We start from the raw sequence: 24,667 nt of genomic DNA, 5'->3' as shown, positions 1-24,667 counted from the left end.
ACCAGTAAAAAAAATACCATGGAACCAAAAAAGCGGCAAGCTAGTGTCTGACCGAAAACTCAGAACGCCACGTTTTTCAAGGGGATGACGGCTAAAACTTATTTGAAATTTTTACTTATAATTGAATTGCTTGTTGATTTTTACTGATTTCTGTGTTAATATAACCTATTAATAATTAACGAGATTTTAACAAACGAGAGAAATCGAAAGCAATTCAAATTTCAACACCCAAACAAAACTTCGAGGTTGTTTTGCGTAAAATTTTTGAACCACAAATGACATTCGGGCAGACCCCTATCGACCAAATCAAACTTGACATGAGGGCCAGGGATGAAATTCCCAAGCTGCTTTTGGGGCTCCAGCATATCTATTGCGATCAAGATCTGCGAGAAAAAGTTTTTGCCATCCTCAAAAATGTGATTCCGGAAGACACTGACTCCAGAAATGGACGTCCGGGAATGGACCTGTGGAAAATCCTTGTGATGGGCACCATCCGGCTCAATTGCAATTGGGATTACGATAAGCTCCAGGAGATGGTGAACAACCACAGAACATTAAGGCAGATGCTGGGACATGGTATGATGGACGATGACATCACCTATCCGCTTCAGACCCTGAAAGATAATGTCAGGCTTCTGACACCTGACGTTCTTGATAAAATCAACACCCTGGTTGTACAAGTAGGTCATAAACTTCTGATGTAAAAAAAAACTTCGGACGATGAGACATTGATGGGACGGTGTGACTCATTCGTTGTTGAAACCGATGTTCATTTTCCCACAGACATCAACCTGCTTTTTGATGCAGTCCGAAAAATGATTCAAATTGCCGCTATTATCAGCCAGGGCATTGGAACGAGTATGTGGCGGCAATCAGCATATAATATCAAAAAATTTAAACGGCTATATCGGATAGTTCAGCGATTGAAACATTCCACATCCAAGGATGAAAAGAAAAAGGCCAAAAAAGCTCGGCAGATTATGGATGCCCACAAAGCGTATATCGAGCTTGCTGAAAAATACATTTTAAAGGCGAAATCGACCATTGAAATGATGGAGTCATCCGATATTATTAATGCGGTCCGAGCCCAAGAGTTGCAAACATATATCAATTTCGCGCTTTGGCAAATTGATCTCATAAAACGCCGGGTGTTACAGGATGAAAAAATCCCGCATAGAGACAAGATTTTTTCAATTTTCGAACCTCACACGGAATGGATTTCAAAAGGCAAAGCCGGTGTTCCCCAGGAATTGGGACTGCGGGTATGCATCCTGGAAGACCAGTATGGGTTTATCCTGCACCACCGGGTGATGGAGAAAGAAACCGATGATAAGGTGGCAGTTGCAATGGTAAGATCGGCACAAAACAAATTTTCTGGCCTCAAGGGATGCAGTTTTGATAAAGGATTTTATACCCCTGGTAACAAAATGGACCTGAAAAAAACATTGAATATTTTGGTGCTCCCGAAAAAAGGCAGATGCAACAAGGCTGAATGTGAAGAAGAAACAGCAAAGGATTTTATTCGTTTTAAAAGAAAACATTCAGCGGTTGAATCGGCTATAAACGGGTTGGAAAATCATGGTCTGGACAGATGCCCGGATCATGGTATTCAAGGATTTAAAAGATACGTGGGCCTGTCTGTTCTGGCAAGAAACCTCCAGATCATGGGGCATAATATACAACAAAAAGGATTGAAACAGCTGCAACGGTTTGAACAGCGCAAAGCCGCTTAAAAACAGGCCATTGCATCAAAAACAGCACGTCAAACACTACAGGTGTGCCCGAAAAATGGGAAAGTCGTCAAAAAACGACTATCATGAAAGCACTTTCCCCGGTTTGTGATAGCAGGAGGACCAACAATTGAAAATTTTGTCAGGCATGTGCCCCGGAAAATCTCAAAATCGGGGTTTCCGGCCAGCCACAAGCTAATAGATTCTGAATAGTAAATTGCATGACCGGCCTGATTGTGCATACAGGATAAAAAAGGGGTAAATGCATAAATCCATGTATTTCTCAACTATTTTTTATCCGGTAAGATACACCCATAATGTTCTTTCGAACCCCAAACGACCTCCCGAATGCCGACACGGATAAAGCCTGATCCCCGGTCCGGGGAAAATTCAAATTTTTGAAAGGAAGGAAACCATGAAACAAATGACCCAGCAGAACATGATCAATGCCTTCGGCGGTGAAAGCATGGCAAACATGCGTTACCGGCATTTTGCAATCCAGGCACAAAAGGAAAATTATCCAAATGTCGCCCGGTTGTTTGAAGCGGTCTCCCATGCGGAATTTATCCATGCAGGGGATCATTACCGGGAAATCAAACACCTGAATGAAGGGGTTGTTGCAAACAGCATGGGCGCTTTCGGCCCGGGGGATACAGCCAAAAACCTGGGCCTGGCCGTTGACGGTGAAACCTTTGAAATCGAAGAGATGTATCCCGCTTATATGGAAATCGCCAAACTGCAGGAGGAAAAAAGCGCGTACCGCAGTTTTGAATGGTCATATAAAACGGAAAAAAAGCACAAAGAATTGTTTGAAAAAGCCAAAAAGGCCGTGGACAATGCCACAGATGTGCAGCTGGATGACGTCCAGGTATGCAAGGTGTGCGGGTATACACTGGAAGGCGAAGCACCCGACACTTGTCCGGTCTGCAATGCCCAAAAAAAAGAATTTGAAAAATATTAAGACCCTGGCGATGTGAGCATATTCCCCGGGCGCATATCATTGCCGCCCGGGGATTTACCACCCTGCTGGGAAAAAGGCACAGTCCGTAAAAATCTCCTGTTTTATTGAAATGTCCCGGGTAGTGAATTTTATGTCATTATGCATCTGAAATGGCTTTCCGGATCTTTTTTGGATCGTATGTCTGTTTAAAAAGCGGTCCTGACTGCAATGGTGCCAGTTCATCAGTATAGGACCTGGTTTCTTTTTGATATATAATGCCGATGGGAATTTTCTCTTCCCATTCCATGGTCAAGTCAAGGGCCTGGTGCAGGTCATCCGCTTTATATTCTTCTTTGTCCAATGTATACACGCGATCTTTATAAAATGTATAGGTGTTCTCTTTGTTAAAGGAAACACATACCTGAAGAATATCTATCAGGCTGAATCCCGGATAGGAAATACCTGCACTGATCAATTGGCTCAAATGCTCTATCTCTCCGCAATACCCCCGGGCCACGAATCCCGCTCCCTGTGACAATGCCAGTGCCAGAGGATTGGATGCCTGGCAGGCAACCCCCTGGGGCTGGGCTTTGGTGACAAAGCCATGCCGGGAGGTGGGAGAGGCCTGTCCTTTGGTCAGTCCGTACACCATATTGTTGTGCACCAGCAAGGTGAGGTTGATATTACGTCTCAGGGCTGCCAGCAAATGATTCCCGCCTTCACCATAACAGTCCCCGTCTCCCATATTGACCAGGATAGTCAGATCATGATCCGCTAATTTGGCCCCGGTGGCAACGGGCAGTGCCCGCCCGTGCAGTCCGTGGAAAAAATTGCAGTGTAAAAAATGCGGTGTTTTGGCAGCCTGGCCGATGCCCGAAACCATCAATATTTTTTCCGGTGGAATCTGTGTGTCGGCCAATGATTTTTTTATGGCATTTAAGATGCCGAAATTACCGCATCCCGGACACCACTTGTTTTCATAATCATTGTTGTATTGTGTTGTGTCTTTCATCGTATTTCCTCCAGTACGGATTTGGTATGTTCTGCTATCCAGTTGGGCGTAAACGGCCGGCCGTCATATTGCAGCAAGGATGTATGAAAGGAGTGGCCGGTCTGCTGGCGGATCAGCAGGCCCAGCTGGGAGGATGCATTCTGTTCCACGGTAATAAAGCGTTTGCACGAAGACAAAGCCTCTTTTGTTTTTTTTTGGGGAAAAGGCCATATATCAGAAAACACCAGGCCACCGACATCAAAATTATCAAATCGAAGCAGATCGACTGCTTCTCTTATGGCGCCGTCAGAAGAACCCCATCCCACCAGAAGTGATTCACTTTCACCATGATACCCTTTGGGCCCTTTCATTTCGCCGGTCATACCTTTTATTTTGGCCTGCCGCTTTTCCACCATGGTGTTTCGGTCGGCTATTGTTTCACTCATATGGCCTGCTTCATCATGTTCGTTGGCAGTCGCACAGACCAGTGCCCGGCCTTTGCAGGGCAGTGCTCTGGGGGATATCCCGGATGCTGTGACTGCAAACCGTTTATAGTCAGAAGGGGAGGTCATATCTTCATCAAAGGCCACAAACCGTTCAATTTCTTCCGGGACTGCCATTTTTCGGGTCGTCATCCATAAGGAATCATTAAAATACTGATCCGTGAGGATGATTGCCGGCACCTGGTATTTTTCACTAAGATGAAACGCCCGGATCATGGTGTCATATGCCTGGTTGGGAGAGCCAGGGGCAAAAACAAATCTGGGAAATTCATCCTGGGAGGCATGGATCACAAAGAGCAGATCCCCCTGACCGGTCCGGGTGGGCAGACCGGTAGCCGGTCCGGGCCGCTGGGAATTGATAATCACGGCAGGGGTCTCGGTAATTCCCGCAAGCCCGAGACCTTCGGCCATGAGAGAAAAACCGCCTCCGGATGTGGCGGTCAACGCCCGGACACCCGCATAAGAGGCGCCGATTATCATATTGACCGCACTGATTTCATCTTCTGCCTGCTCCACCAGCACGGGCAGCTGATCCATGAATTCAGCCAGATGGATCATGATGCCGGTTGCCGGTGACATGGGATAAAACGCGGCCAGCCGGCAGTCTGCTGCCAGAGCACCTAAAGCAAGTGCATTGGACCCGGAAAGCAGTTTTCCTTTGGCCGAACCATTTGACGGCCAGTCAAAGGCTTTGGCGAAATCCGTATTTTTGACCGCATCAAATCCGCTGCGGCCGGCGGTAATATTATTTTCCAGTATCTTTTCTTTTTCTGCGAATGTTGTTTTCAGGATCTGTTCAAATGCTGAAAAAGGGGCCCCCAGAAGCGCCAGACATGCGCCTGCAGCCACCGTATTGGTCATGATCTTTCCACCTGCATCTTTTGCCATCTGCGAAAAAGCGATCGGCAATACATTTTTTTCACGGGCCTGTTCAGGCAGGTTTTCTTTGGCATCCTCTTTTTCAGCATCCAATAGAACAAGTCCGGTTTCAGCCATTTCTTTTTTATGCAGATCACGGGTTTCAGTGTTCAGGGCGATTAACAGATCAATTTTGTGGTAAGGGGCCAAAACCGGCTGGTCACTGATACGGATCTGCATGAAACTGTGTCCGCCCCTTATCCGGGATTCAAAATCATTGATGGCCAGAAGATACAGACCGACCTTGTGACAGACCCGGGCGATAATATCGCCCACAGTCTGTATTCCCTGACCTGCCTCCCCGCCGATAGTGACGGTAACATCGATACTCATAGGGTGCCTCTCTTTTTATGGATAAAATCAGGTGGTATAATTTTTTTCCCCAATCATGGGACATTTTTTGTTCAGGCCAGTTTTTCCAATGCCGCATGAATAAAGCCCGGCAGATCATTGGGATTTCTGCTGGTCACAAGATTGCCGTCCGTAACAACTGCCTCATCTACAAATGTTGCGCCCGCATTTTTAATGTCCTGAATAATGGAGGTAAAGCCGGTCAATGTCCTGCCCCGGATCACATCTGCAGAGATCAACAGCTGCGGGCCGTGGCAGATGGAAAAAACCGGTTTGTTTTTTTCCATAAAATCCCGGACAAACGCCACGGCACCCGGGTGGGCGCGCAGCTGGTCCGGTGAATAACCGCCCGGGATGAGAAGCGCATCAAAATGGTCTGCACCCGTCTGGTTTACACTTTGATCAATCGTTACAGGCGTTTGTTGTTTTTTGCCTTTTACCGTTTTTCCCTTTTCAAGGCCGACATGGATAATGTCATGCCCTTTTCCCCTGAACTCGCTGACAGGTTCGGTGTATTCTGAATCTTCAAACCAATCATCGATAATAACAGCTATCTTGCTCATTTTTTTGTCCTTTCCCGGCATTTTTATGCCGGCAATCTGGTTATCTTTGTAATTGTAAAAGAATATTTTCTTTCAACAATACGGGAAATCTTGTATTTTTTCAGGACCGGGCCTGTATATGGAAACAACCGGCACGATTTTTTAAAAAAAATACAGGGCCGGCAGATCGAAAATACAGGATTCTCTCCATTGCGCCTGTATCTGAACCGGGACATACTGGAAATATTGAAAGATCCATAATCAGATCATCGTCAAGACAGATTGATTATAATCAAAGGGGATGTTATGGAAAAAGAGACTGGCAGGGCAGGAGTGACAGATATGCAGAACATGTCGGCGATGATTGACAAGAAGGGCCGATATTCCGACATCAATATAAATCCGGAAGATGATGAATCTGAAGATGATGAAATGGCCAACGCACTCTGCCTGATGAACCTTATGATCAACAAAAACCGCCTTCGAAAAGATGTGACTGAACCATGAACACAAACATCCGCTTCAGCCCGACAGAAAAGGATTGTTCATGACCATCCGCACAAACGGTATCCTCATGCACATAACCTGTCTCCCCGGCAGATACGGAATCGGTGATCTGGGACCCGCAGCCTATGGATTTGCCGATTTTTTATCTGCAACCGGCCAGCAGATATGGCAAGTGCTGCCGCTGAATCCTGTTGATCCCCAGAGCGGTTCACCCTACAGCAGTCCGTCAGCCTTTGCAGGCAACCCGTTGCTGATAAGCCCGCATTTTCTTGTCCGTGCCGGTCTGCTGTCTGAGGATGAAACCCTGCCCCGGCAGCCATTTTCCGACAACCGCGTTGATTATCCAGCGGTGGCAGAACATAAGCACACCCTTTTTCAACTGGCTTTTGAACGCCTGGAACAACAGAGAAAAACCCTTGCCGGGTTTGATCATTTCTGCACCCGGCAGACAGCCTGGCTGGAAGATTATGCAACATACATGGCGCTCACAACGCATTTTGACCAGGTCAGCTGGCAGCAATGGCCCCAACCGTTACGGGACCGGCATCCGGATGCCCTGGCCGGGATACAGGACAAGCTGGCCATACAGATCAGATTTCATCAATTTGTACAGTTTTTGTTTTTCCGTCAATGGCAGGCACTCAAAAAATACTGCAATGCCCGCAATATCCGCCTGTACGGAGATCTTCCCATCTATATGCCTTTTGACAGTGCAGATGTCTGGAGCTGTCCGCAGCAATACAAACTGGATGAAAACAAATCACCGACAAAAGTATCCGGGGTCCCACCGGATTACTTCAGTGACACCGGTCAGCTCTGGGGCCATCCCGTGTACGACTGGCAATACCTGCAGAAAAACGATTACGCGTGGTGGCTCAAACGGTTTGCACACAACTTTGACATGTTTGACGTGGTGCGCATCGATCATTTCAGAGGTCTGGTGGCATATTGGGAGGTTGCAGCCTCGGCAAAGACCGCTGTTGACGGGGAATGGGTGGAGGTCCCGGGTGAAGATTTTTTTACCCGCTTGACCATGCGGTTCGGTCGGCTGCCGGTGATCGCCGAGGATCTGGGCATGATCACACCGGATGTCCATGAATGCATGCGCAGATTTCAATTGCCCGGCATGCGGGTGCTGCAATTCGCCTTTGGCGACGATTTCCCCCACAGTTCCTTTTTGCCCCATCACCATATCCGGGACTGTATCGTTTACACCGGCACCCATGACAACAACACCATCCGCGGCTGGTTTGAACAGGAACTTACCGACCAGGCAAAGGCCCGATTGCAGCGCTACCTGGGCAGCCATATCTCCAGGGAAAACATTCACCGGCAAATGATACGCCTGGCCATGATGTCTGTGGCTGATACAGTGATCATCCCGCTCCAGGACATTCTGGGCTTAGGTCCTGATGCCCGTCTGAACCAGCCGGCCGGGGCACAGGACAACTGGCAGTGGCGGCTGCCGAAAGGCAGGTTGACAAAACAGCATGCGAAATGGCTTACAACGGCCACGGCTACCTACGGCCGAAGCCGGGTGTCAACAATCAGACATCTTTGAGGAACCGCTCCCCGGATGACTGCCTGGCAGCTGCTGCAAATGATTCCAGGCTCTGTTCCAGCGCTGACAGCTCCAGGGTGTCGCCCAGATACAGATCATCTTCTCCCATTTTTTCAAACGCTGTCACAACATCCATGACAGTCAGGCGTTCTATGTCCCAGGCCGGGGCAAAGCCGGGGTCAGGGGCGCTGACTTTGAATAGAATGCGGCTGTGGACCAGTTTTTCCATAAAAACCGATGTAATGTTCACAGACAGGTTAAGATGGTCGGCAACTGATAAGGATGTCACCGGTGCCCGGCCCTGGGCGAACCGGTTCACACAAAAGACCGCTATCTTGAGGATGATCAGTTTTTTCACCCGGATACTGATGTGTTCATATTCCGGGTCATCTGTCTGAAGCACATCAAAATTTTCCCAGACAAAGGAGATCTCAGCGCCGAACAGCACAATGGTCCAGGACGTCTTCAACCACAATAAAAACAAGGGTATGGCGGCAAAACTGCCGTAAATGGCATTATAGGTGGAGACACCCACCTGGAATTGGACATAGGCTATCTGGGCCAGCTGAAAAATGGTGCCGGCAATGATTCCTCCGCCCAGAGCAGCCCGGACATTCACATTTTTATTGGGGATAAACATATAAAAAAAGGTGAATACCATCCAGACCGTCACAAAGGGAAAAACATTCAAACCAAAAGAAATCACACGGCCCAGACCGGCGGGAAGGTCCAGGATTGCCATGAATTTTTCCAGATAACCGGTGATAAAAATGGTGGCGCTGCCCGAAAAGATTACCAGCAGCCCCGCAGCCAGGGCAATGGCGATATAATCGGTAATTTTGCGGATAATACGTCGGTTCCCCCTGACCCGCCAGATTCTGTTGAATGTATCTTCCATGTGGCCCATGAGTTTTATCAGCGCATACATCAAAAAAATGATGCCCAGCACCGCCATGAGCCCGCCCTTGGTTCTTTCCAGCAGATTGGCGGAAAAGGCCAGAACATTCTGGATGACCTGTTCCTGGCCGGCAAACAAAGACAGTATCCGGGTTTCAAGATATTGCTGGAAACCGAATCCTTTGGCAATGCCGAATGCCATGGCCATGACCGGCACAATGGCCAACAAAGTATACAGGGTTAAGGCCGATGCCTGAAGGCTGCAACGGTCCCGGACAAATTCCCTGCCCGAAATCCGGAAAATACCATATCCGAATTGCCAGTATCTGTTCAGGACGCTTTTGATATTATTTCCCCTGTTCCTAGGTCAGCGCTTGGCAATAATCCAGACGGCATGCACGATGCCGGGGATATATCCCAAGAGAGTCAAAAGGATGTTCAACCAGAACGCTCCCCCGATTCCCACCTGAAGAAAAACACCCAGCGGCGGTAAAAGTATCGCAACCAAAATCCGAATCAGATCCATATTCTTTCTCCTTATATTCCGTTGTTTTAGGGTTTATCATCTCGATTATTTGTTCCACGTTACGGTAGAAAAAAAATCCAGGTATTGTCAATCAAAAAGGCTCAAAAGCTTAGGGGATGAAATTCTTCAGCAATTTAGGTATCCCTATACTGACCGTGATTTTTGATCAGGTGCTGATAAAAATCCACTGTCTGCCGGGCAATGCTGGTCCATGAAAAGTGTTTCTCAATTCTTTTGCGGGCTGCCGCACCCATTCGGGTCCTTTTTTCCGGCGCCCGCACCAGGGTGTTGATGGCAGCTGCCAGATCTGCGGCAAATTCTTCCGGCCTTTTGGGTTCTGCATCCTCTTTGGCTGCAAAGGGAACCAGAAGCCCGGTTTCCCCATGGACCACCACTTCCGGAATCCCCCCGACCGCTGCAGCCACCACCGGTGTACTGCACGCACCTGCCTCAAGGTTGATGATACCGAAAGGTTCATACACAGAAGGGCATACAAAAACAGCGGCATGGCTGTAAAGGACCGGCAGATCCTGCAAAGGGATTGCTTCTGGAATCCAGAGAATCTCTCTGCCTGTTTCCTGCCTGGCGCTTTTTACCCGGGTTTCCATTTCCTGTGCAATCTCTCCGGTATCAGGTGCACTGGCACACAGAACGGTCTGTACGCCCGGATCCACCATGGCAATGGCCCGGATCAGATGCATGATCCCCTTTTGTCTGGTAATCCTGCCCACAAAAAGAATATAGGGTTTGTCCGGATCAATGCCGTAGGCTCTGAGTGTTTCCGGCCGGGATGTTTTACAAAAAAATTGGGTATCCACCCCGTTATAAATGACCCGGATCTTTTCAGGAGGAATCGGGTAAAGATCCATCACGTTCTGTTTCATTGTTTCAGACACGGCAATAATACCGTCTGCATTTTCCATGGCTGCTTTTTCCAGCCAGCAGGTGGCATGGTAGCTGTCACCGAGCTGGTCTTTTTTCCAGGGACGGTGGGGCTCAAGGGAATGGGTGGTGACAACCAGAGGGGCTGCAAGAATTTCTCTGAGCAGACACCCGGCCATATAGGTGTACCAGGTGTGGCAGTGAATCACATCCGCCGTATTTGCAGTACCGGTCATGATGGCATTGCGCAGCAGGGTATCCGTCAGTTTTAGCCGCTGCAGTTCAGGTGTTTCTGAAGATATCTCCGGTACCCCTGATACCCGCAGATGGGGGGCGGACTGGTTCTGGTCACCGAAACACAGGACATCGAACGTATCTGTGCCGGAAGACAGGGCTGTCATTTCCCGGACAAGATGGTCCACATGCACCCCGGCTCCGCCGTAGATATTGGGGGGATACTCATTGGTCAGAATCAATGTTTTCATTGGTTATCGCCTTTGATTACAGGGTTGCATTTTGTTTTGTGTAAACTATTTCAGGTGCTGTTTTCTGCAGGAAAACAACAGCCAGGGGCGGCAGGACCAGGTTCAGAGAAAAGGGAAACCCGTGGGCCGGCACCGGGGAGGCTTCAATTTGTCCCAGGCTGCCCTGGTTGCTGCCCCCGTATTCTTTTGCATCACTGTTGAGGCATTCTTTCCAGAACCCATCCGCTAAAACCCCCACCCGGTAATTGGGACGGGGAATGGGCGTAAAATTACACACAGCAATAATAGTTTCCTTTTCATCCCTGTCCTTGCGCAAGAAAGTGAGGGTGGACTGCTGCACATCATTGCAGTCGATCCATTGGAATCCCTGCCGGGAAAAATCATCTGCATGCATGGCAGGGGTGCGCCGGTAAAACTGGTTCAGGTCTTCGATCCAGCGCTGAAGACCCTTGTTTAACGGATTTTCCAGCAGGTGCCAGTCCAGGCTGCTGTCATGGTTCCATTCACGGCTCTGGCCGATCTCCCCCCCCATGAAAATAAGTTTTTTGGCCGGCTGTCCATACATATATCCAAAAAGCAGGCGCAGTCCGGCAAACTTCTGCCACTCGTCCCCCGGCATCTTACCCAGCAAGGACCCTTTGCCGTGGACCACCTCATCGTGGGACAAAGGCAGCACATAGTTTTCATTAAAGGCATATATCATCCGGAAGGTCAGTTTGTCGTGATGAAAGCTGCGGTGGACGGGATCCATGGACATATACGCCAGGGTGTCGTGCATCCATCCCATGTCCCATTTCATGTCAAAACCCAGTCCCCCCAGGTGAACCGGTCTGGAAACCATGGGCCAGTCAGTGGATTCCTCGGCAATGGTGACTGCCCCGGGAAAATTTTCATGAATCTCCCCGTTGAACCGCTTCAAAAAGGCAACCGCTTCCAGGTTTTCTCTGCCCCCGTATATGTTGGGCTCCCACTCACCCGCTTTTCGGGAATAATCCAGATACAGCATTGAGGCCACCGCATCCACCCGGAAACCGTCAATATGGTATTTTTCCAGCCAGAACATGGCACTGCTGATGAGATAGCTGAGGACTTCGTTGCGCCCATAGTTGAAAATAAGACTTTTCCAGTCAGGGTGAAACCCTTTGCGCGGGTCTTCGTGTTCAAACAGATGGGTGCCGTCAAAATACCCCAGGCCGTGCTCATCACTGGGAAAATGGGAGGGTACCCAGTCCAGAATTACACCGATATTTTTCTGGTGCAGGCAGTCCACCAGATACATAAAGTCCTGGGGCGTACCAAAACGGCTGCTGGGGGCAAAATAGCCCAGACACTGATATCCCCAGCTGCCGTAAAAAGGATGTTCCATTACCGGCAGAAACTCCACATGGGTAAACCCCATCTTCACCAGGTAGCCCGGCAGTTTTTCAGCCAGTTCCCGATAGGTTGCAAACCGGTTTTTTTCTTCCGGTATCCGGATCCAGGAACCCAGGTGCATCTCATAAACCGCCATGGGCGCAGATCTCACATTGACATTGCTGCGGTTTTCCATCCAGGTGTCATCTGACCATTCATGGGCCAGATCCCATGTCACAGAAGCCGTCTGGGGCGACAGTTCGGTAAAAAATGCGAACGGGTCGGTTTTGTCCACCTGGTACTGTTTCTGGGTGGAACGGATATGATATTTATAAAGTGTTCCGGTTTGGATACCGGGTATGAATCCTTCCCATATACCTGAATCTGCCCGGGGTGACAGAGGGTGTTGGGTGTTGTCCCAGTTGTTGAATGATCCTGTGACAGAAACCGCCCGGGCATTTGGGGCCCACACGGCAAAATAGAATCCATTCTGCCCGTCGACTTTCATGGGGTGGGCACCCAGTTTGTCATACAGGCAGAAATGGCTTCCCTCATTGAATAAAAACAGATCATCTTCGGTCAACAGGCTGATATCGGCAGATTTTATTTTTTTTGTGGTGTGATTTTGATCAGGCATATTGCCTCCATATATATCAGGTTTCATTCAATAACTGTTCAATGCCCGTGAGGGGAATATTGATCCAGTCGGGGCGGTTGTTCATTTCATAGCCGAGCTCATACACCGCCTTTTCCATGAGATACGCATGCAGCAGTATTTCCATCTCCTCATGGGTATCAGGCAGAAAACCGGCATCTGCACTTCTGGCCAGATATTCACCTAAGTACTGGGCACTCACCCACATCCGCCATTCCTCTGCCCTGGCCGCCATGGTCCCGCGCAGTTCAGGATGAAACATACCCCTTGTTTCCTCGGCCTGGAGGGCCACATAACAGGCATAGTGAAATGACCGCAAAAGCCCTGCCACATCCCGTAAGGGAGACCGTTTGATGCGCCGCTCACTTACGGGCCGGACCGGTTCTCCTTCAAAATCGATAATCACAAAATCATGACCTGTGTGTAAAATCTGTCCCAGGTGAAAATCACCGTGGCACCGCAGTCGCATGGCGCTGATTTTTCGGCTTGTGAGCGCCCTGAAACGGTCAATGATCTCCTGCCTGCGGTCCAGTATCTGTTTTGCGGCGGCATGAATGTGTTCCGGCAATGGATTTTTCCGGGCCCTGATGCGTTTTTCAAGCTGTCCCAGTACCCTGCCTGCCATGGAATTCATGGACTGGAAAAGAGCGCGCTGGTAGAGTTTGGAAAACGGTTCCGGTGTGAACAACGGATCCTGAGATGCCGATGCCAGTGCCGCATGCATCTGGGCTGTGCGCCGGGCCAGCAGGACAGCGGATTCAAAATAAAATCCGATCTGCGTTTCCATCTCAGGGGGAACAGGCATCCGGCTCAATGCCAGCAGGCTTTTGCGGGGCAAAGAAACCGGGATATTTTCCCGGCTCTCCATCACCCGTTCAAAAAATCCGGACAGGCTGCTCACGGTATAGGCCCAGGCATCACCCTGGTTGGGCACATACTCCTGGAGAATACCCACGGTACAGGGTTCTTCATCCTGACGGGTATATTCCAGAAACCCGGCAAGACCTGGCAGACCGGCAAACCCCCTGCCGGCCAGAAACCGCGATATTTCCAGGTCGGGGTTGGTCCCTTCCTGCAGGCGGCGGAACAGCTTGAGAATGAACCGGTGCCCGAAAATGATGGAGGTATTGCTCTGTTCCGTGCTTATCACCCTGGTTTCCATGGGCAGGCTCAGTGTGCTGTACATGCGTTTAAACCCGGTGGCAGGTGTTGCTGTTAACCTGCCCTTGCTGCCTTTTGCAGATTGCCTGCGGTGGATCATTTCCAAAAGCACATGGCAGAACCCCGGATGAAAAAGACCGTCCACAAGAAACCCTTCCTGCCCTTTGGATGTCATTTTTATCTGTGCCATGACCGCCTGGGGATGGTGCTCCATGACAGCTGCGCCGTCTGCAGCGCTCAGACAGGTAACCGGCAGGATATAGGTTTCATCGTTACCCTCTGTGTACCCCAGGGTTACCAGGAGCATATACCCTGCCTGTACATGGTTGCCCACAGACAGCTGGTCACCCAGTGCAAGGGACTTGATGCGGCTGTCCTTGGAGCCAAACCACCGGCATTTTTCAATATAGGACCGCAGATGTTTTTCAAAACGTCTGCGCAGGTTCCCCTGCATCACCTCCTCCCATCGTGTGCGCACCTCGAATACCGGCAGTTCGGCATCCATATCAGATTCCGTATCCGCCGCTGCAGGTGTCGTGAGCAGAAACCAGAAAAAACCATGGGGCCCCAGGGTGAGAAAATACGGGGCACCAGTAATGCCCGGAAAAGGGGTGTTACCGAATATTTCCACTGGAATCTTTCCTTCATGCCCCTGCATATCCAGTTCAACATACTGCACAAACCGGGAAAGATTGACCACCACCAGCAAGGACTGGTCTTCATGCCGGCGGATAAAGGCCAGAATTTTGGGATTTTCCGGTTCCAGAAACACCAGATCCCCCCTGCTGAAAGCGGGTATGCGGCTGCGCAGGGTGAGCAGCCGCCGTATCCACCAGAAAAGGGAATGGCGGTTCTGCTTCTGGGCTTCGACGTTGAGCACCCCGAAGTGGTATTCAGGATCGGTGATCACCGGCAGATACAGCTGGTGGGGATTGCACCGGGAAAACCCGGCATTCCGGTCCGGGCTCCACTGCATGGGGGTACGGACCCCGTTTCTGTCCCCCAGGTAAATATTGTCCCCCATACCGATCTCATCCCCGTAATACAGGATGGGGGTGCCCGGCAGGCAGAGCAGCAGCGCATACATCAGTTCGATCCGGCGCCGGTGGTTGCCCATGAGCGGGGCCAGGCGCCGCCGGATGCCCAGGTTCAGGCGCATGCGCGCATCCCTGGCATAGGCCCGGTACATGTAATCCCGTTCTTCATCCGTGACCATCTCCAGGGTCAGTTCATCGTGGTTCCGCAAAAAGATAGCCCATTGACAGGATTCCGGAATCGCCGGTGTGGTGTCAAGAATTTCAGTGACCGGCAACCGGCTTTCCATGTGCACGGCCATGTAAAGCCGGGGCATCAACGGAAAATGAAAGCTCATATGGCATTCATCGCCGTTTCCGAAATATTGCACCGCATCCTCAGGCCACTGGTTGGCTTCGGCCAGAAACATTCTGCCCTGGTATTTTTCATCCATGCGCTGCCGCAGCTTTTTTAGAAACACATGGGTTTCAGGCAGGTTTTCGCAGTTGGTTCCTTCCCGCTCGTAGAGATAGGGGATGGCATCCAGCCGCAGGCCGTCCACCCCCATGTCCATCCAGAAATCCAACGCCTTGAAGATCGCGTCATGCACTTTTGGGTTGTCGAAGTTGAGATCCGGCTGATGGGAGTAGAACCGGTGCCAGAAATAGGCTTTGGCCACCGGATCCCAGGTCCAGTTGCTGCTCTCAAAATCCTGAAAAATAATGCGGGCATCTGTGTATTTTTCCGGGGTATCGCTCCACACGTAAAAATTACGCCAGGTACTGCCCGGTTTTGACCGGCGGGCCCGCTGAAACCAGGGATGCTGGTCTGAGGTGTGGTTGATCACAAGTTCTGTGACCACCTTCATGTTGTGTTTGCGTGCCGCCCGCATAAACGCCTTGAAATCTGCCAGGGTGCCGTAAGCCGGGTGAATGGCCTTGAAATCAGCGATGTCGTATCCATCATCTTTCAGGGGGGAAGGATAAAAAGGCAGCAGCCACAGGGCGGTGACCCCCAGTTCCTGCAGGTACCCCAGTTTCTCGGTAAGGCCCTTGAAATCACCGATGCCATCCCCATTGCTGTCATAAAACGTCTTGATATGGAGCTGATAAATCACGGCATCTTTGTACCACAGCGGATCATTTTTCGGTTGCGGGCTGCGCTTTGCCATAAGATTGCTGTCCTTTATGTCTTTTCGCTTTTAAATGTTACATAAAATAATCAAAATCATTTTCCGTGCGCATCCGCCGCCGGATGCGGAAAACCTGTACCGGCACCACCCCGGGATCGATTTCCAGATAGTTGTACCCCTCATGCCACAGATACCTGGCATCGCTCACCAGATCATGCATCTGAAAGCTTTTTCCAACAGGCACACCCATTTGTTCAAAAGGCAGCTGCACCCAGGCACTGTGGGTGTGATGGGGATCCAGATTGGCAGCCACAAAAATGATATTGGAAAAATCATCCGTAAATTTGCTGAAGCACAGGATCTCTTCTTTATCCACCGGGTGGAACATCAGGTTCCGGGTCTGCTGCAGGGCGGGATTTTCCCGCCTGATCCGGTTGATTCTGGTGATAAACGGCCGGATGGTGTTGGGCGCTTCCAGGTCCCAGTGATGGATCTCGTACTTTTCCGAATCCATATATTCCTCCCCCCCGGGATCAAGGGGTTGATTCACACACAGCTCAAAAGCCGGGCCATAAATGCCGTAGCTGGAGGAAAGGGTGGCAGCCAGCATCAGGCGGAGGATAAACGCCGGCCGGCCCCCCAGCTGTAGAAATTCCGGCAGAATATCCGGGGTATTGGGCCACAGGCTGGGCCATAAAAACTCTTTTACGCCGGTCTGGGTCAAGGTGTCAAAATACTGCTCAATTTCCCATTTCAGATTGCGCCAGGTAAAATAGGTATAGGACTGGGTGAATCCGCCTTTGGCCAGCCGGTACATGGTCTTGGGCCGGGTGAATGCCTCGGCCAGAAAGATGGTTTCCGGATACGCTTTTTTGCATTCATCAATGAGCCATTCCCAGAACCGCAGGGGTTTGGTGTGGGGATTGTCGACCCTGAAAATCCGGACACCCTGGTCTATCCAGTATTCGATAACATCCAGCAGTTCCCGGCGCAGGCTCTCATAGTGGGGGGTATCAAATGCAAACGGATAGATGTCCTGGTATTTTTTGGGGGGATTTTCTGCATACTGAATGGAACCGTCGGGGCGGAGGTGAAACCATTCAGGATGGTCCGTAACATAGGGATGATCCGGGCTGCACTGAAATGCCATATCCAGCGCAATATCGATGCCGTGTTCCCGGGCACGGGCCAGAAGCTCCCTGAAATCCTCCAGTGTTCCCAGTTTTGGATGGATGGTCTTGTGTCCCCCCGCTTTGGCCCCGATGGCCCAGGGACTGCCGGGATCACCCGGAACAGCGGTAATCGTATTGTTTTTTCCTTTTCTGTGGGTGTGTCCAATGGGATGAATCGGCGGCAGATACAGCACATCAAATCCCATCCCGGCAATATAGGGCAGGCGTTTGATACAGTCTTTGAATGTACCATGCCGGGCGGGATCATCATCGGCACAGGAACGGGGAAACATTTCATACCAGGTGCTGTACAGGGCCCTGCGCGGCTCGATTCTTACGGGCAGCACCTTTGGATAATCCACCTGGCTGCTGAGATCCGGATATCGTTTCATAAACCCGGCAAAGACGGTATCGTTGAGAAAAACATCCGGGTGTTCTGCCGCCGCCGAAGACATGAGCTGCTCTGCCAGACGGTTCAGCTGATCGGCGTCTTCCTTTTTTGCCCGCGCTGCCGCTTCTTCGGCCATGCGTGCACCCTCCATCAGTTCCACAGACACGTTCTGGCCGTCTGCCCGCTTTTTTGACACCTGACTGCGCCAGGTGTCAAACCGGTCTATCCAGGCGGTGACCGTGTATTCATAGATTCCCATTTCACGAGGAATGAAAGAGGCCTGCCACAGGTCGTTCACCAGCAGGTGCATGGGAATCTGCCGCCACTGGGAAGCCCCTGCCCTGCGATAGAGCAGCCGGGCCGCCAGGCGGTCATGGCCGTCCACAAAAATATCTGCGGAAATGGTCACTGTTTCATTTACGGCCCGCCTGGCGGGAAAACGGCCGTTGTCAACCGCAGGGGTTACATTTTCGATCACAACACGTTTGATGAGGTCTGTCATGGGATTCTTCTCTTTTTTTAGCGGTTAGCGGTTCGCTAACCATACAATTTTTCCACATACTGCTGTGCGGCATGCTGCCACGAAAACCGTGCAGCCGCCGCATTGTTTTTTATCTGCTGCCATTTGTCCGGATCGTTTTTGAGCAGTTCAATGGCCTGGCAGGCGGTTTCAACAAAATGTTGTGCCTGGTCATCCAGATCCCTGCCCCTGGAACAAAACCCGTTCACCCCATGAATGACAGTATCGCACAACCCGCCGACAGCATGCACCACACAGGGCTGTCCATCCCGCATGGCCAGCATCTGGCCGATGCCGCAGGGTTCAAAAGAACTGGGCATCAAAAAAAGATCCCCATTGGCATACAGGGTCCGGGCTGCCTGATCTGAAAATCCGTGAAGGAAAATAAAATTGGGAAACCAGGCTTCCAGCCGGGTGAAAAACCGCACAAATTCTTCATGGCCGGTTCCCAGAAGCACATACACCCCGTCATCTCCCAGTGCCGTCAGAATTCGGGCCATGGCTGACATGCCGTCCTGGCCCTGGCGCATGAGCAGCACCTTCTGATCGGTCAGACGCGTGACACTGCACAGCAACATTTTGGGGCGGTTGCGCCGCTGTAACAGGTTCGACAGGTTGTGGCCGGCGACAAAGTCCGCACTGGACACTGTCTGCCGGCCGGCAGACCACTGCATGATCCGGCGCTGAAAACCTCGGAGCATTTCCGGCATCTCCATGACAGGGGGATGCCTGTTTTCCGGATAGTCGCAGCCGTTGAGGATGCCCGTCAGATTCCCTGTGTCATTTTCATGGGCCAGCACGGCTTCCAACCCCTGGGCGCCGTGGAACCGGGGCAGGTCATCCGGCCGGCAGATCTCCCGGGCATAGGTTGGGGACACCGTATGCACCCTGTCTGAAAGGCGGATGCCGCAGGCCATCAGGTTGCAGGCATCCGGCCACCGCGGATCCGCCACATCCAGCCAGTGCCAGGAGATATCGGGAAACCAGGCAGACAAAGAGGAACTGCTGCCGGCCAGCGGCCGCACCCCCTGCAGGGCCAGGTTGTGTATGGTAAACACCGTCCGGACGCGCTGCAATGGGGCGCAAGCCGGGTGGTACCGGCGCAGCAGGGCCACAAGTGCCGTATGCCAGTCATGCAGATGCATCACATCGGCCCGGGGTATGACTTCCTGGGTCAAAGCAGCGGCAGCGGCACTGCAAAAGCAGGCAAACCGGGAACCATCGCTGAAAAAGGGCTGATCATCCGGATCATGCACATAGATCTGGTGCTGCCCGGTGTGGGTATTTACTGACTCCAGAAACGGGTGATGTATCACATACTGGGTGACCCCCGGGTGCACTTGCTTTGCCGGCACCCGGTAAAGCGGTGCGTCATGAAGGGTCCCGCGGAATGGAAAACAGATGTCGGCCACATGTTTTGCCCCTTCGGTCTCGTGCAGAAACCCGTACCCGGGCATTACAACGCTTACCTGGTGACCAAGGTCCGCCAGTGCCGGTGCAATATCCCGCACCACATCCGCCACACCGCCCACCTTGGCATTGGGCAGGCTGTCATTTTCCGCAGCCATGTGCACGATATGCATGTTATTTTTTCCCCCCTTTGCCGGACAACCGCTTTGTTACCCATACATTTCCTGCAATCATCACAACTGCCAGGGCTGCTGCAATGAGTCCATTCACCCACCCGGGATGCTGTATGGTATGCAACAGACGGTCTGCAAATATGGTAATGACCAGAATGCCGGGCAGCATGCCTGCAGCCGTGCCCAGAAGATAGTCTTTGAGCTTGATATGGGAGGCCCCGGCTATGAGGTTGACAAGGGAAAACGGGGCAACCGGAATATTTCTGATAAGCGCCACTGTCAAAATACCCTGTCTGGCCATTTGCCGGCTGATATGATTCAGCTTTTTTCCCGCCACTTTGCGGACCATCTGCTTTCCCAGACCGGCCCCTGCCCAGAAGGTGGTCAGCGCGCTCACAAGGCAGCCGCTCAAGGCATAAAGCGCCCCCATGACAGGATCAAATACCATGGCGGTCACCCCCACCAGCAAGGTGACCGGAACCATCAAAAATCCCCCGGCAATATACCCCCCCAGGACAATCAGAAAAGACAGGGGCTGTTCCTTGATTTTTCCGGCCCAGGCAGCCAGGTTTTCTCTTGTGGCCCATTCAGCCAGAGGAGACCAGCGCCAGGCCGCAGCCAGAGCGAGCAGAATCAGCAGCACCCCTGCCAGCTTCATTACCTGTGGCATCTTGGACGTACCCTGTTCATTTCGGGCAAACCGATCCATCATACGGTCAAAGGCAATGGGGGTTTCCGGGTCAAGCAGTTCATGGTCCCGGACAATCGCCGCGCCGTCAACAGGCAGGGCCTGGTCAAATGCCAGTTTTTGCAACCTGCGGCCGGAAGACTCAGACAAGGATGCAATGGTCTGGTTCATTGCACCCTGTCTGGCAAACACCTTGACCACACCGTCAACGGGTTTGTCAAGGTGTTCAGCCAACAGCCGGTTGCGCAGAGAAAGAATGGCTTCTCCAACGCTGTCATCTTCTTTTGCCGCAACAGCCAAAACGCATTCAGAATCAAAGCGCATGGACCGGTTGCTTACATTGGCAGAGCCGATCAATGCCAGCCGGTCATCAACAATCATCAGTTTTGCATGGACATACAAAGCGGTTTTTTCATCATCCAGGGCCGGATAAAACACCTGCAGGCGGTGGTGGTCATCTGCCGCAGACAGCTGTTTCAACACCCGTGCCCGTATGGAATCCATGGTGCTCTGTTCCAGCCATCCGCTGGATTCTCTGGGAAGAACGATACAGATGTCAGGTCCCTGTTCCTGTGAAAGGCTGTCTTCAAGCGCCCCGGCTATTTTGGCGGATGTCAGATACTGGGTTTCGATATAAATGGCTTTTTCTGCCGCTTTGATGCCGTCTGTGTAAAGCGTTTCCACTTCCAGCACCTGATCCCGGCCTTTGTATGCCGGCAGAGTTCGGGAGATTCCCATCTGTATATCCAACAGATCCGGCGGCAGGTTTTCAGGCCATGGGGGAGCGGATGCGGTTTTTGGCAATGCAATGCTGTAACCGGTCGCCCATTGCCAGCGGTCTGTAAACAATTGGCCCAATTTTTCAGCAGCCTCTCCCTGCACGGCCATCTGAATATCATGAAACGGTGGATATGCTTCACCATCCGGTGTTGTCCTCCGGGGATCGTCCAGCCGGTGTTCAGGTGTGTCCCACCGGCTGTTTGTCAAATCAAGTCCCCCGCAAAATGCCACTTGATTGTCGATCACCACCAGTTTCTGATGCTGAGATGCCCCCACCGGATGCTGATCATCCTGGTGATAGAATATCCGCCCATGGGTTTTCCATCCCAGTTTCAGGATCGGGAGCCATTCACGCTCCCGCACATACAGCATGGGAAAATCCCAGTTCAGGATATACACATGCAGTTCGGGTGTTCGTTTCACCTTGTCATTGAGAAAAGCGCCAAGATCTGTCTGGTCATCCGGGACCCCATTGCCCCGCAGCAGGGCAATCCGGCTGTCAATGTCCCATGCGGCAATAAAAATGGTTTTCTTTGCCTGCTCCATGGCATCTGCCACTGCTGAAAAGTAGGCAGCGCCATCAATTAAAAAAGCGGCTTTTTGCGCATGCGCAAGACACCAGCAATTATCATTTTCTTTCAGAAGGGTCACTTGAATTTCCTTTTTCAACTGTTCCTTTGTAAAACAATGTCCCTTGTTTCAAAACCTGCACAACCACCAAAGGAATAAAGCTCATGCCGAGGATAAACAGCCACTGGAAGGAAGTGGGCGCCACCATGGTCAACACCCGTGACAACGGCGGAAAGTATACCGCAAACACCAGGAGCACAATGCTCAGAATCACGGCTCCCCATACAAAAGGATTGCGTGTCACATCATTGAAGATCACATTGGATTCGGCATCACGCATGTTGAACACATGCCAGGTTCGGGTGAAAGCCAAAATGAGGAAGGTTATGGTCACAGCGCGTTCCCCGGACAAAGACATTTTTTCCAGAGATATCCAGAAACCGGCAAGCGCTGTTCCGGCAATGAGCAGTCCATACCCGAAAATGGTCATCCAGAGGACCCTGGTCACAACCGGTTCGCTGGCGGGCCTTGGGGGCCTGTCCATGACCGAAGGCTCTCCTTTGCCCACGCCCAGTGCCAGGGCCGGAAACACATCACTGATCATGTTCAAGTACAGAATCTGCAACGGCAACAGCGGCAATATACTGCCGAAAAGCATGGCCAGACCCACGATCAGAATGGCACCCACGTTCCCTGATAGCAGAAAAACAATAAACTTGCGGATGTTGCTGAATATGACCCGGCCCTGCTCCATGGCCAGGGCGATGGTGGCAAAATTGTCATCTTTGAGCACAATGTCTGCCGCCTCCCGGGCCACCTGGGTACCACGTCTGCCCATGGCCACGCCGATATCGGCCTTGGTCAGGGCCGGTGCATCATTCACCCCGTCGCCCGTCATGGCCACCACAGACCCGTCAGCCTGAAACAGAGAAACAAGATTGAGTTTCTGCTCCGGAGAGATGCGCGCAAAAACAGAAGACTGCAGGAGATTGTGACGTTCTTCTGAGGTGTAGTCTTCAGTGGACTTGAGCGTATTCCCATGTATCACGGTCTCCCCATCCCCGGGCAGGTTCAGTTTTTGTGCGATCGCAAATGCAGTCCCAGGATGGTCTCCGGTCACCATGACCACCCGCACCCCGGCCTGCCTGAGTGTGTCGATGACCTTCCGGATGTTTTTCCGGGGTGGATCCAGAAGTCCCACAAACCCCATGAACGTCAAAGATGAATAGGGATCATTTTGTACCGCATCCGTGGATCTGCGGGCGATACCTAAAACCCGGAGCCCTTCATCCGCCAGGGTTTCATTTGCCTGCAACAGTTTTTCATACACTGTGTCATCCATTTTCCGGGTTTGTCCATCGGTTGTCAGAACCTGGCTGGATGCATCAAGGACGGCTTCAGGCGCACCTTTTACCGCCACCATCTTGTCCTGCTCCCGGCTATGCCAGGTGGCCATCATTTTTGTCTCAGGACTAAAGGCCTCCTCTTTTTTTTCAGGATAGGATTTGAGCAGGTCCTCCCGATGCAGCCCAAGCTTCTGCCCGGCCTGCAACAGGGCAAGTTCCATGGGATCACCCACCTCTTCCCCGCTTTCTGACAGCTGCGCATTGCTGCACAGCATGCCGATGGTCATTATATCTTTTATATGCGTGTTCAGGGAATCATCGGTTTTCACATCTTTTTTGACAGAAAACGGCGGGTCTTGTTCCGGATCCCAACTGGCATGCATCACCTCTTCTGAAGCAACCAGGACCAACTTTGATACAGTCATTTTGTTTTCCGTCAGGGTGCCGGTCTTGTCCGCGCAGATAATGCTGGTTGAACCTAAGGTTTCCACGGCGGAAAGCCGGTTGACCAGCGCATTTTTTTTGGCCATCCGCCACATCCCCCTGGCCAGTGCAATGGTGGCCACGATGGGCAGGCCCTCCGGAATGGCAGCAACTGCCAGTGCGACAGATGTTTTAAAAATCACCACCAGATCTTTGCCGGCCATCACGCCGGTCACCCCGATCAATACGGCAATACCCAGGGTGACCCAGATCAGTTTCTGCCCCAGGCTGTTCAGCCGCTTTTCCAGAGGTGTCAGAACCTCTTCCTGTGCGCCCTGGGCCAGCTGTGAAATATGCCCCAGCTGGGTGGACATGCCCGTGGCCACCACCACGCCTTTTCCTGATCCCTGGGTCAGGGCCGTGCCGGTAAAAAGCATGTTGTTTCGCTCGGCAAGGGGGGTGTCCCCGGCCAGGGCCGCCACATCCTTGTCCACCGGCACAGACTCTCCGGTCAAGGCAGATTCATCGGCTTTGATCCGGTTAGCTTCGATCAGTCTAAGATCTGCCGGGATCACATCTCCGCCTTCCAGAACCACAATGTCACCGGGAACCAGTTTGGCGGCCTCGATTTTTTGGATCTCTGACTGGCGCAGCACTTTGGCATGCCTCCGGGTCATCTGCTGCAAGGCTTCCATGGACCGCATGGCACGCAGTTCGGTGCCGAACCCGATGAACACATTGACGATCAACGCCACCAGAATGGCGATCCCTTCCAGGAACTGACCGAGAATGAAAGATATGCCGGCAGCCGCAGCCAGGAGCAGTACAATGAGATTCTTGATCTGGGCAGTAAATATCTGCCATGCGGAACGCTGTTTGGCGGCTTCAATCCGGTTGGGACCATATTTTTCCAACCGGCTGCGGGCCTGTTTCGGGTTCAGCCCGTCATCAGAATGTGAGGCAAGCTGTTCAACCGCCTCCTTCGCTTCGAGCATCCAGGGTGATTTGCCATCCAAAGCCGGGTATTCGGTGTCTTTATTATTCAT

The 24,667-nt window shown here is 51.6% G+C and carries 15 protein-coding genes and 1 pseudogene; 4 read left to right on the top strand and 12 right to left on the bottom strand.

Features of this window, described 5'->3' with window-relative positions; translation table 11 throughout:
* The first annotated feature begins 251 nt into the window (after nucleotides 1-251).
* Together DPO_RS04930 and DPO_RS04925 are read left to right on the top strand one after the other, a co-directional pair.
* A pseudogene (locus DPO_RS04930) lies at nucleotides 252-1,733 on the top strand (ISNCY family transposase).
* 412 nt (nucleotides 1,734-2,145) lie between these two features.
* Nucleotides 2,146-2,691, top strand: a complete 546-nt coding sequence (locus DPO_RS04925; protein ID WP_006964627.1) for a rubrerythrin family protein — start codon at nucleotides 2,146-2,148, stop codon at nucleotides 2,689-2,691.
* Between the two features lie 136 nt (nucleotides 2,692-2,827).
* On the opposite strand, the gene DPO_RS04920 is transcribed toward DPO_RS04925, so the two are convergent.
* The 3 genes from DPO_RS04920 to DPO_RS04910 all read right to left on the bottom strand — a co-directional run bounded on the left by DPO_RS04920 (nucleotide 2,828) and on the right by DPO_RS04910 (nucleotide 5,996).
* Nucleotides 2,828-3,682 carry a 2-oxoacid:ferredoxin oxidoreductase subunit beta gene (locus DPO_RS04920; protein WP_006964626.1) on the bottom strand — a complete coding sequence of 285 codons (855 nt, stop codon included), beginning with the start codon at nucleotides 3,680-3,682 and terminating at the stop codon, nucleotides 2,828-2,830.
* Nucleotides 3,679-5,415, bottom strand: a complete 1,737-nt coding sequence (locus DPO_RS04915) for a 2-oxoacid:acceptor oxidoreductase subunit alpha (protein ID WP_006964625.1) — start codon at nucleotides 5,413-5,415, stop codon at nucleotides 3,679-3,681. Before DPO_RS04915 ends, DPO_RS04920 begins: the two co-directional genes overlap by 4 nt.
* A 71-nt stretch (nucleotides 5,416-5,486) precedes the next feature.
* Nucleotides 5,487-5,996, bottom strand: coding sequence for a type 1 glutamine amidotransferase domain-containing protein (locus DPO_RS04910; protein ID WP_006964624.1), 510 nt, complete (start codon nucleotides 5,994-5,996; stop codon nucleotides 5,487-5,489).
* Nucleotides 5,997-6,281: 285 nt separating this feature from the next.
* Here DPO_RS04910 and DPO_RS04900 point away from each other — a divergent pair, with 285 nt between their 5' ends.
* Both DPO_RS04900 and malQ read left to right on the top strand, forming a co-directional pair.
* Nucleotides 6,282-6,482: a hypothetical protein gene (locus DPO_RS04900; RefSeq protein WP_024335107.1), complete on the top strand. Its 201-nt coding sequence runs from the start codon at nucleotides 6,282-6,284 to the stop codon at nucleotides 6,480-6,482.
* Between the two features lie 40 nt (nucleotides 6,483-6,522).
* Nucleotides 6,523-8,043 carry a 4-alpha-glucanotransferase gene (gene malQ, locus DPO_RS04895; RefSeq protein ID WP_006964622.1) on the top strand — a complete coding sequence of 507 codons (1,521 nt, stop codon included), beginning with the start codon at nucleotides 6,523-6,525 and terminating at the stop codon, nucleotides 8,041-8,043.
* On the opposite strand, the gene DPO_RS04890 is transcribed toward malQ, so the two are convergent.
* From DPO_RS04890 to DPO_RS04850, 9 genes are all read right to left on the bottom strand, one after another.
* Nucleotides 8,030-9,235: a YihY/virulence factor BrkB family protein gene (locus DPO_RS04890; RefSeq protein WP_083911992.1), complete on the bottom strand. Its 1,206-nt coding sequence runs from the start codon at nucleotides 9,233-9,235 to the stop codon at nucleotides 8,030-8,032. The two genes, malQ and DPO_RS04890, sit on opposite strands and share 14 nt — an antisense overlap.
* 72 nt (nucleotides 9,236-9,307) lie before the next feature.
* Entirely contained in the window at nucleotides 9,308-9,466 is a 159-nt protein-coding gene (locus DPO_RS24445) for a YqaE/Pmp3 family membrane protein (RefSeq protein ID WP_006964620.1), read from the bottom strand.
* Between the two features lie 134 nt (nucleotides 9,467-9,600).
* Nucleotides 9,601-10,833 carry a glycogen synthase gene (glgA, locus tag DPO_RS04880; RefSeq protein ID WP_006964619.1) on the bottom strand — a complete coding sequence of 411 codons (1,233 nt, stop codon included), beginning with the start codon at nucleotides 10,831-10,833 and terminating at the stop codon, nucleotides 9,601-9,603.
* A 16-nt stretch (nucleotides 10,834-10,849) separates the two neighbouring features.
* Entirely contained in the window at nucleotides 10,850-12,823 is a 1,974-nt protein-coding gene (gene glgB, locus DPO_RS04875) for a 1,4-alpha-glucan branching protein GlgB (RefSeq protein ID WP_006964617.1), read from the bottom strand.
* A gap of 16 nt (nucleotides 12,824-12,839) precedes the next feature.
* Complete coding sequence (gene treS, locus DPO_RS04870) at nucleotides 12,840-16,187, bottom strand: maltose alpha-D-glucosyltransferase (RefSeq protein WP_006964614.1); 3,348 nt, start codon at nucleotides 16,185-16,187, stop codon at nucleotides 12,840-12,842.
* A 37-nt stretch (nucleotides 16,188-16,224) separates the two neighbouring features.
* Entirely contained in the window at nucleotides 16,225-18,213 is a 1,989-nt protein-coding gene (locus DPO_RS04865) for an alpha-1,4-glucan--maltose-1-phosphate maltosyltransferase (protein ID WP_006964612.1), read from the bottom strand.
* A 35-nt stretch (nucleotides 18,214-18,248) separates the two neighbouring features.
* Nucleotides 18,249-19,814: a glycogen synthase gene (locus DPO_RS04860; protein WP_006964610.1), complete on the bottom strand. Its 1,566-nt coding sequence runs from the start codon at nucleotides 19,812-19,814 to the stop codon at nucleotides 18,249-18,251.
* Nucleotide 19,815: 1 nt separating this feature from the next.
* Nucleotides 19,816-21,933, bottom strand: a complete 2,118-nt coding sequence (locus DPO_RS04855) for a VTT domain-containing protein (protein ID WP_006964608.1) — start codon at nucleotides 21,931-21,933, stop codon at nucleotides 19,816-19,818.
* Entirely contained in the window at nucleotides 21,911-24,667 is a 2,757-nt protein-coding gene (locus tag DPO_RS04850) for a cation-translocating P-type ATPase (protein WP_006964606.1), read from the bottom strand. Before DPO_RS04850 ends, DPO_RS04855 begins: the two co-directional genes overlap by 23 nt.

The sequence above is a fragment of the Desulfotignum phosphitoxidans DSM 13687 genome, from assembly GCF_000350545.1.
In the GTDB taxonomy this organism is placed as follows: Bacteria; Desulfobacterota; Desulfobacteria; order Desulfobacterales; family Desulfobacteraceae; genus Desulfotignum; species Desulfotignum phosphitoxidans.
The sequence above is the reverse complement of the archived record's forward strand: the minus strand, read 5'-3'. Positions and strand labels throughout refer to the sequence as shown.

Coding starts and splice junctions, on each gene's coding strand:
- DPO_RS04925 (WP_006964627.1), top strand. CDS start 2,146: ATGAAACAAATGACCCAGCAGAACATGATCAATGCCTTCGGCGGTGAA.
- DPO_RS04920 (WP_006964626.1), bottom strand. CDS start 3,682: ATGAAAGACACAACACAATACAACAATGATTATGAAAACAAGTGGTGT.
- DPO_RS04915 (WP_006964625.1), bottom strand. CDS start 5,415: ATGAGTATCGATGTTACCGTCACTATCGGCGGGGAGGCAGGTCAGGGA.
- DPO_RS04910 (WP_006964624.1), bottom strand. CDS start 5,996: ATGAGCAAGATAGCTGTTATTATCGATGATTGGTTTGAAGATTCAGAA.
- DPO_RS04900 (WP_024335107.1), top strand. CDS start 6,282: ATGGAAAAAGAGACTGGCAGGGCAGGAGTGACAGATATGCAGAACATG.
- malQ (WP_006964622.1), top strand. CDS start 6,523: ATGACCATCCGCACAAACGGTATCCTCATGCACATAACCTGTCTCCCC.
- DPO_RS24445 (WP_006964620.1), bottom strand. CDS start 9,466: ATGGATCTGATTCGGATTTTGGTTGCGATACTTTTACCGCCGCTGGGT.
- glgA (WP_006964619.1), bottom strand. CDS start 10,833: ATGAAAACATTGATTCTGACCAATGAGTATCCCCCCAATATCTACGGC.
- glgB (WP_006964617.1), bottom strand. CDS start 12,823: ATGCCTGATCAAAATCACACCACAAAAAAAATAAAATCTGCCGATATC.
- treS (WP_006964614.1), bottom strand. CDS start 16,187: ATGGCAAAGCGCAGCCCGCAACCGAAAAATGATCCGCTGTGGTACAAA.
- DPO_RS04865 (WP_006964612.1), bottom strand. CDS start 18,213: ATGACAGACCTCATCAAACGTGTTGTGATCGAAAATGTAACCCCTGCG.
- DPO_RS04860 (WP_006964610.1), bottom strand. CDS start 19,814: ATGCATATCGTGCACATGGCTGCGGAAAATGACAGCCTGCCCAATGCC.
- DPO_RS04850 (WP_006964606.1), bottom strand. CDS start 24,667: ATGAATAATAAAGACACCGAATACCCGGCTTTGGATGGCAAATCACCC.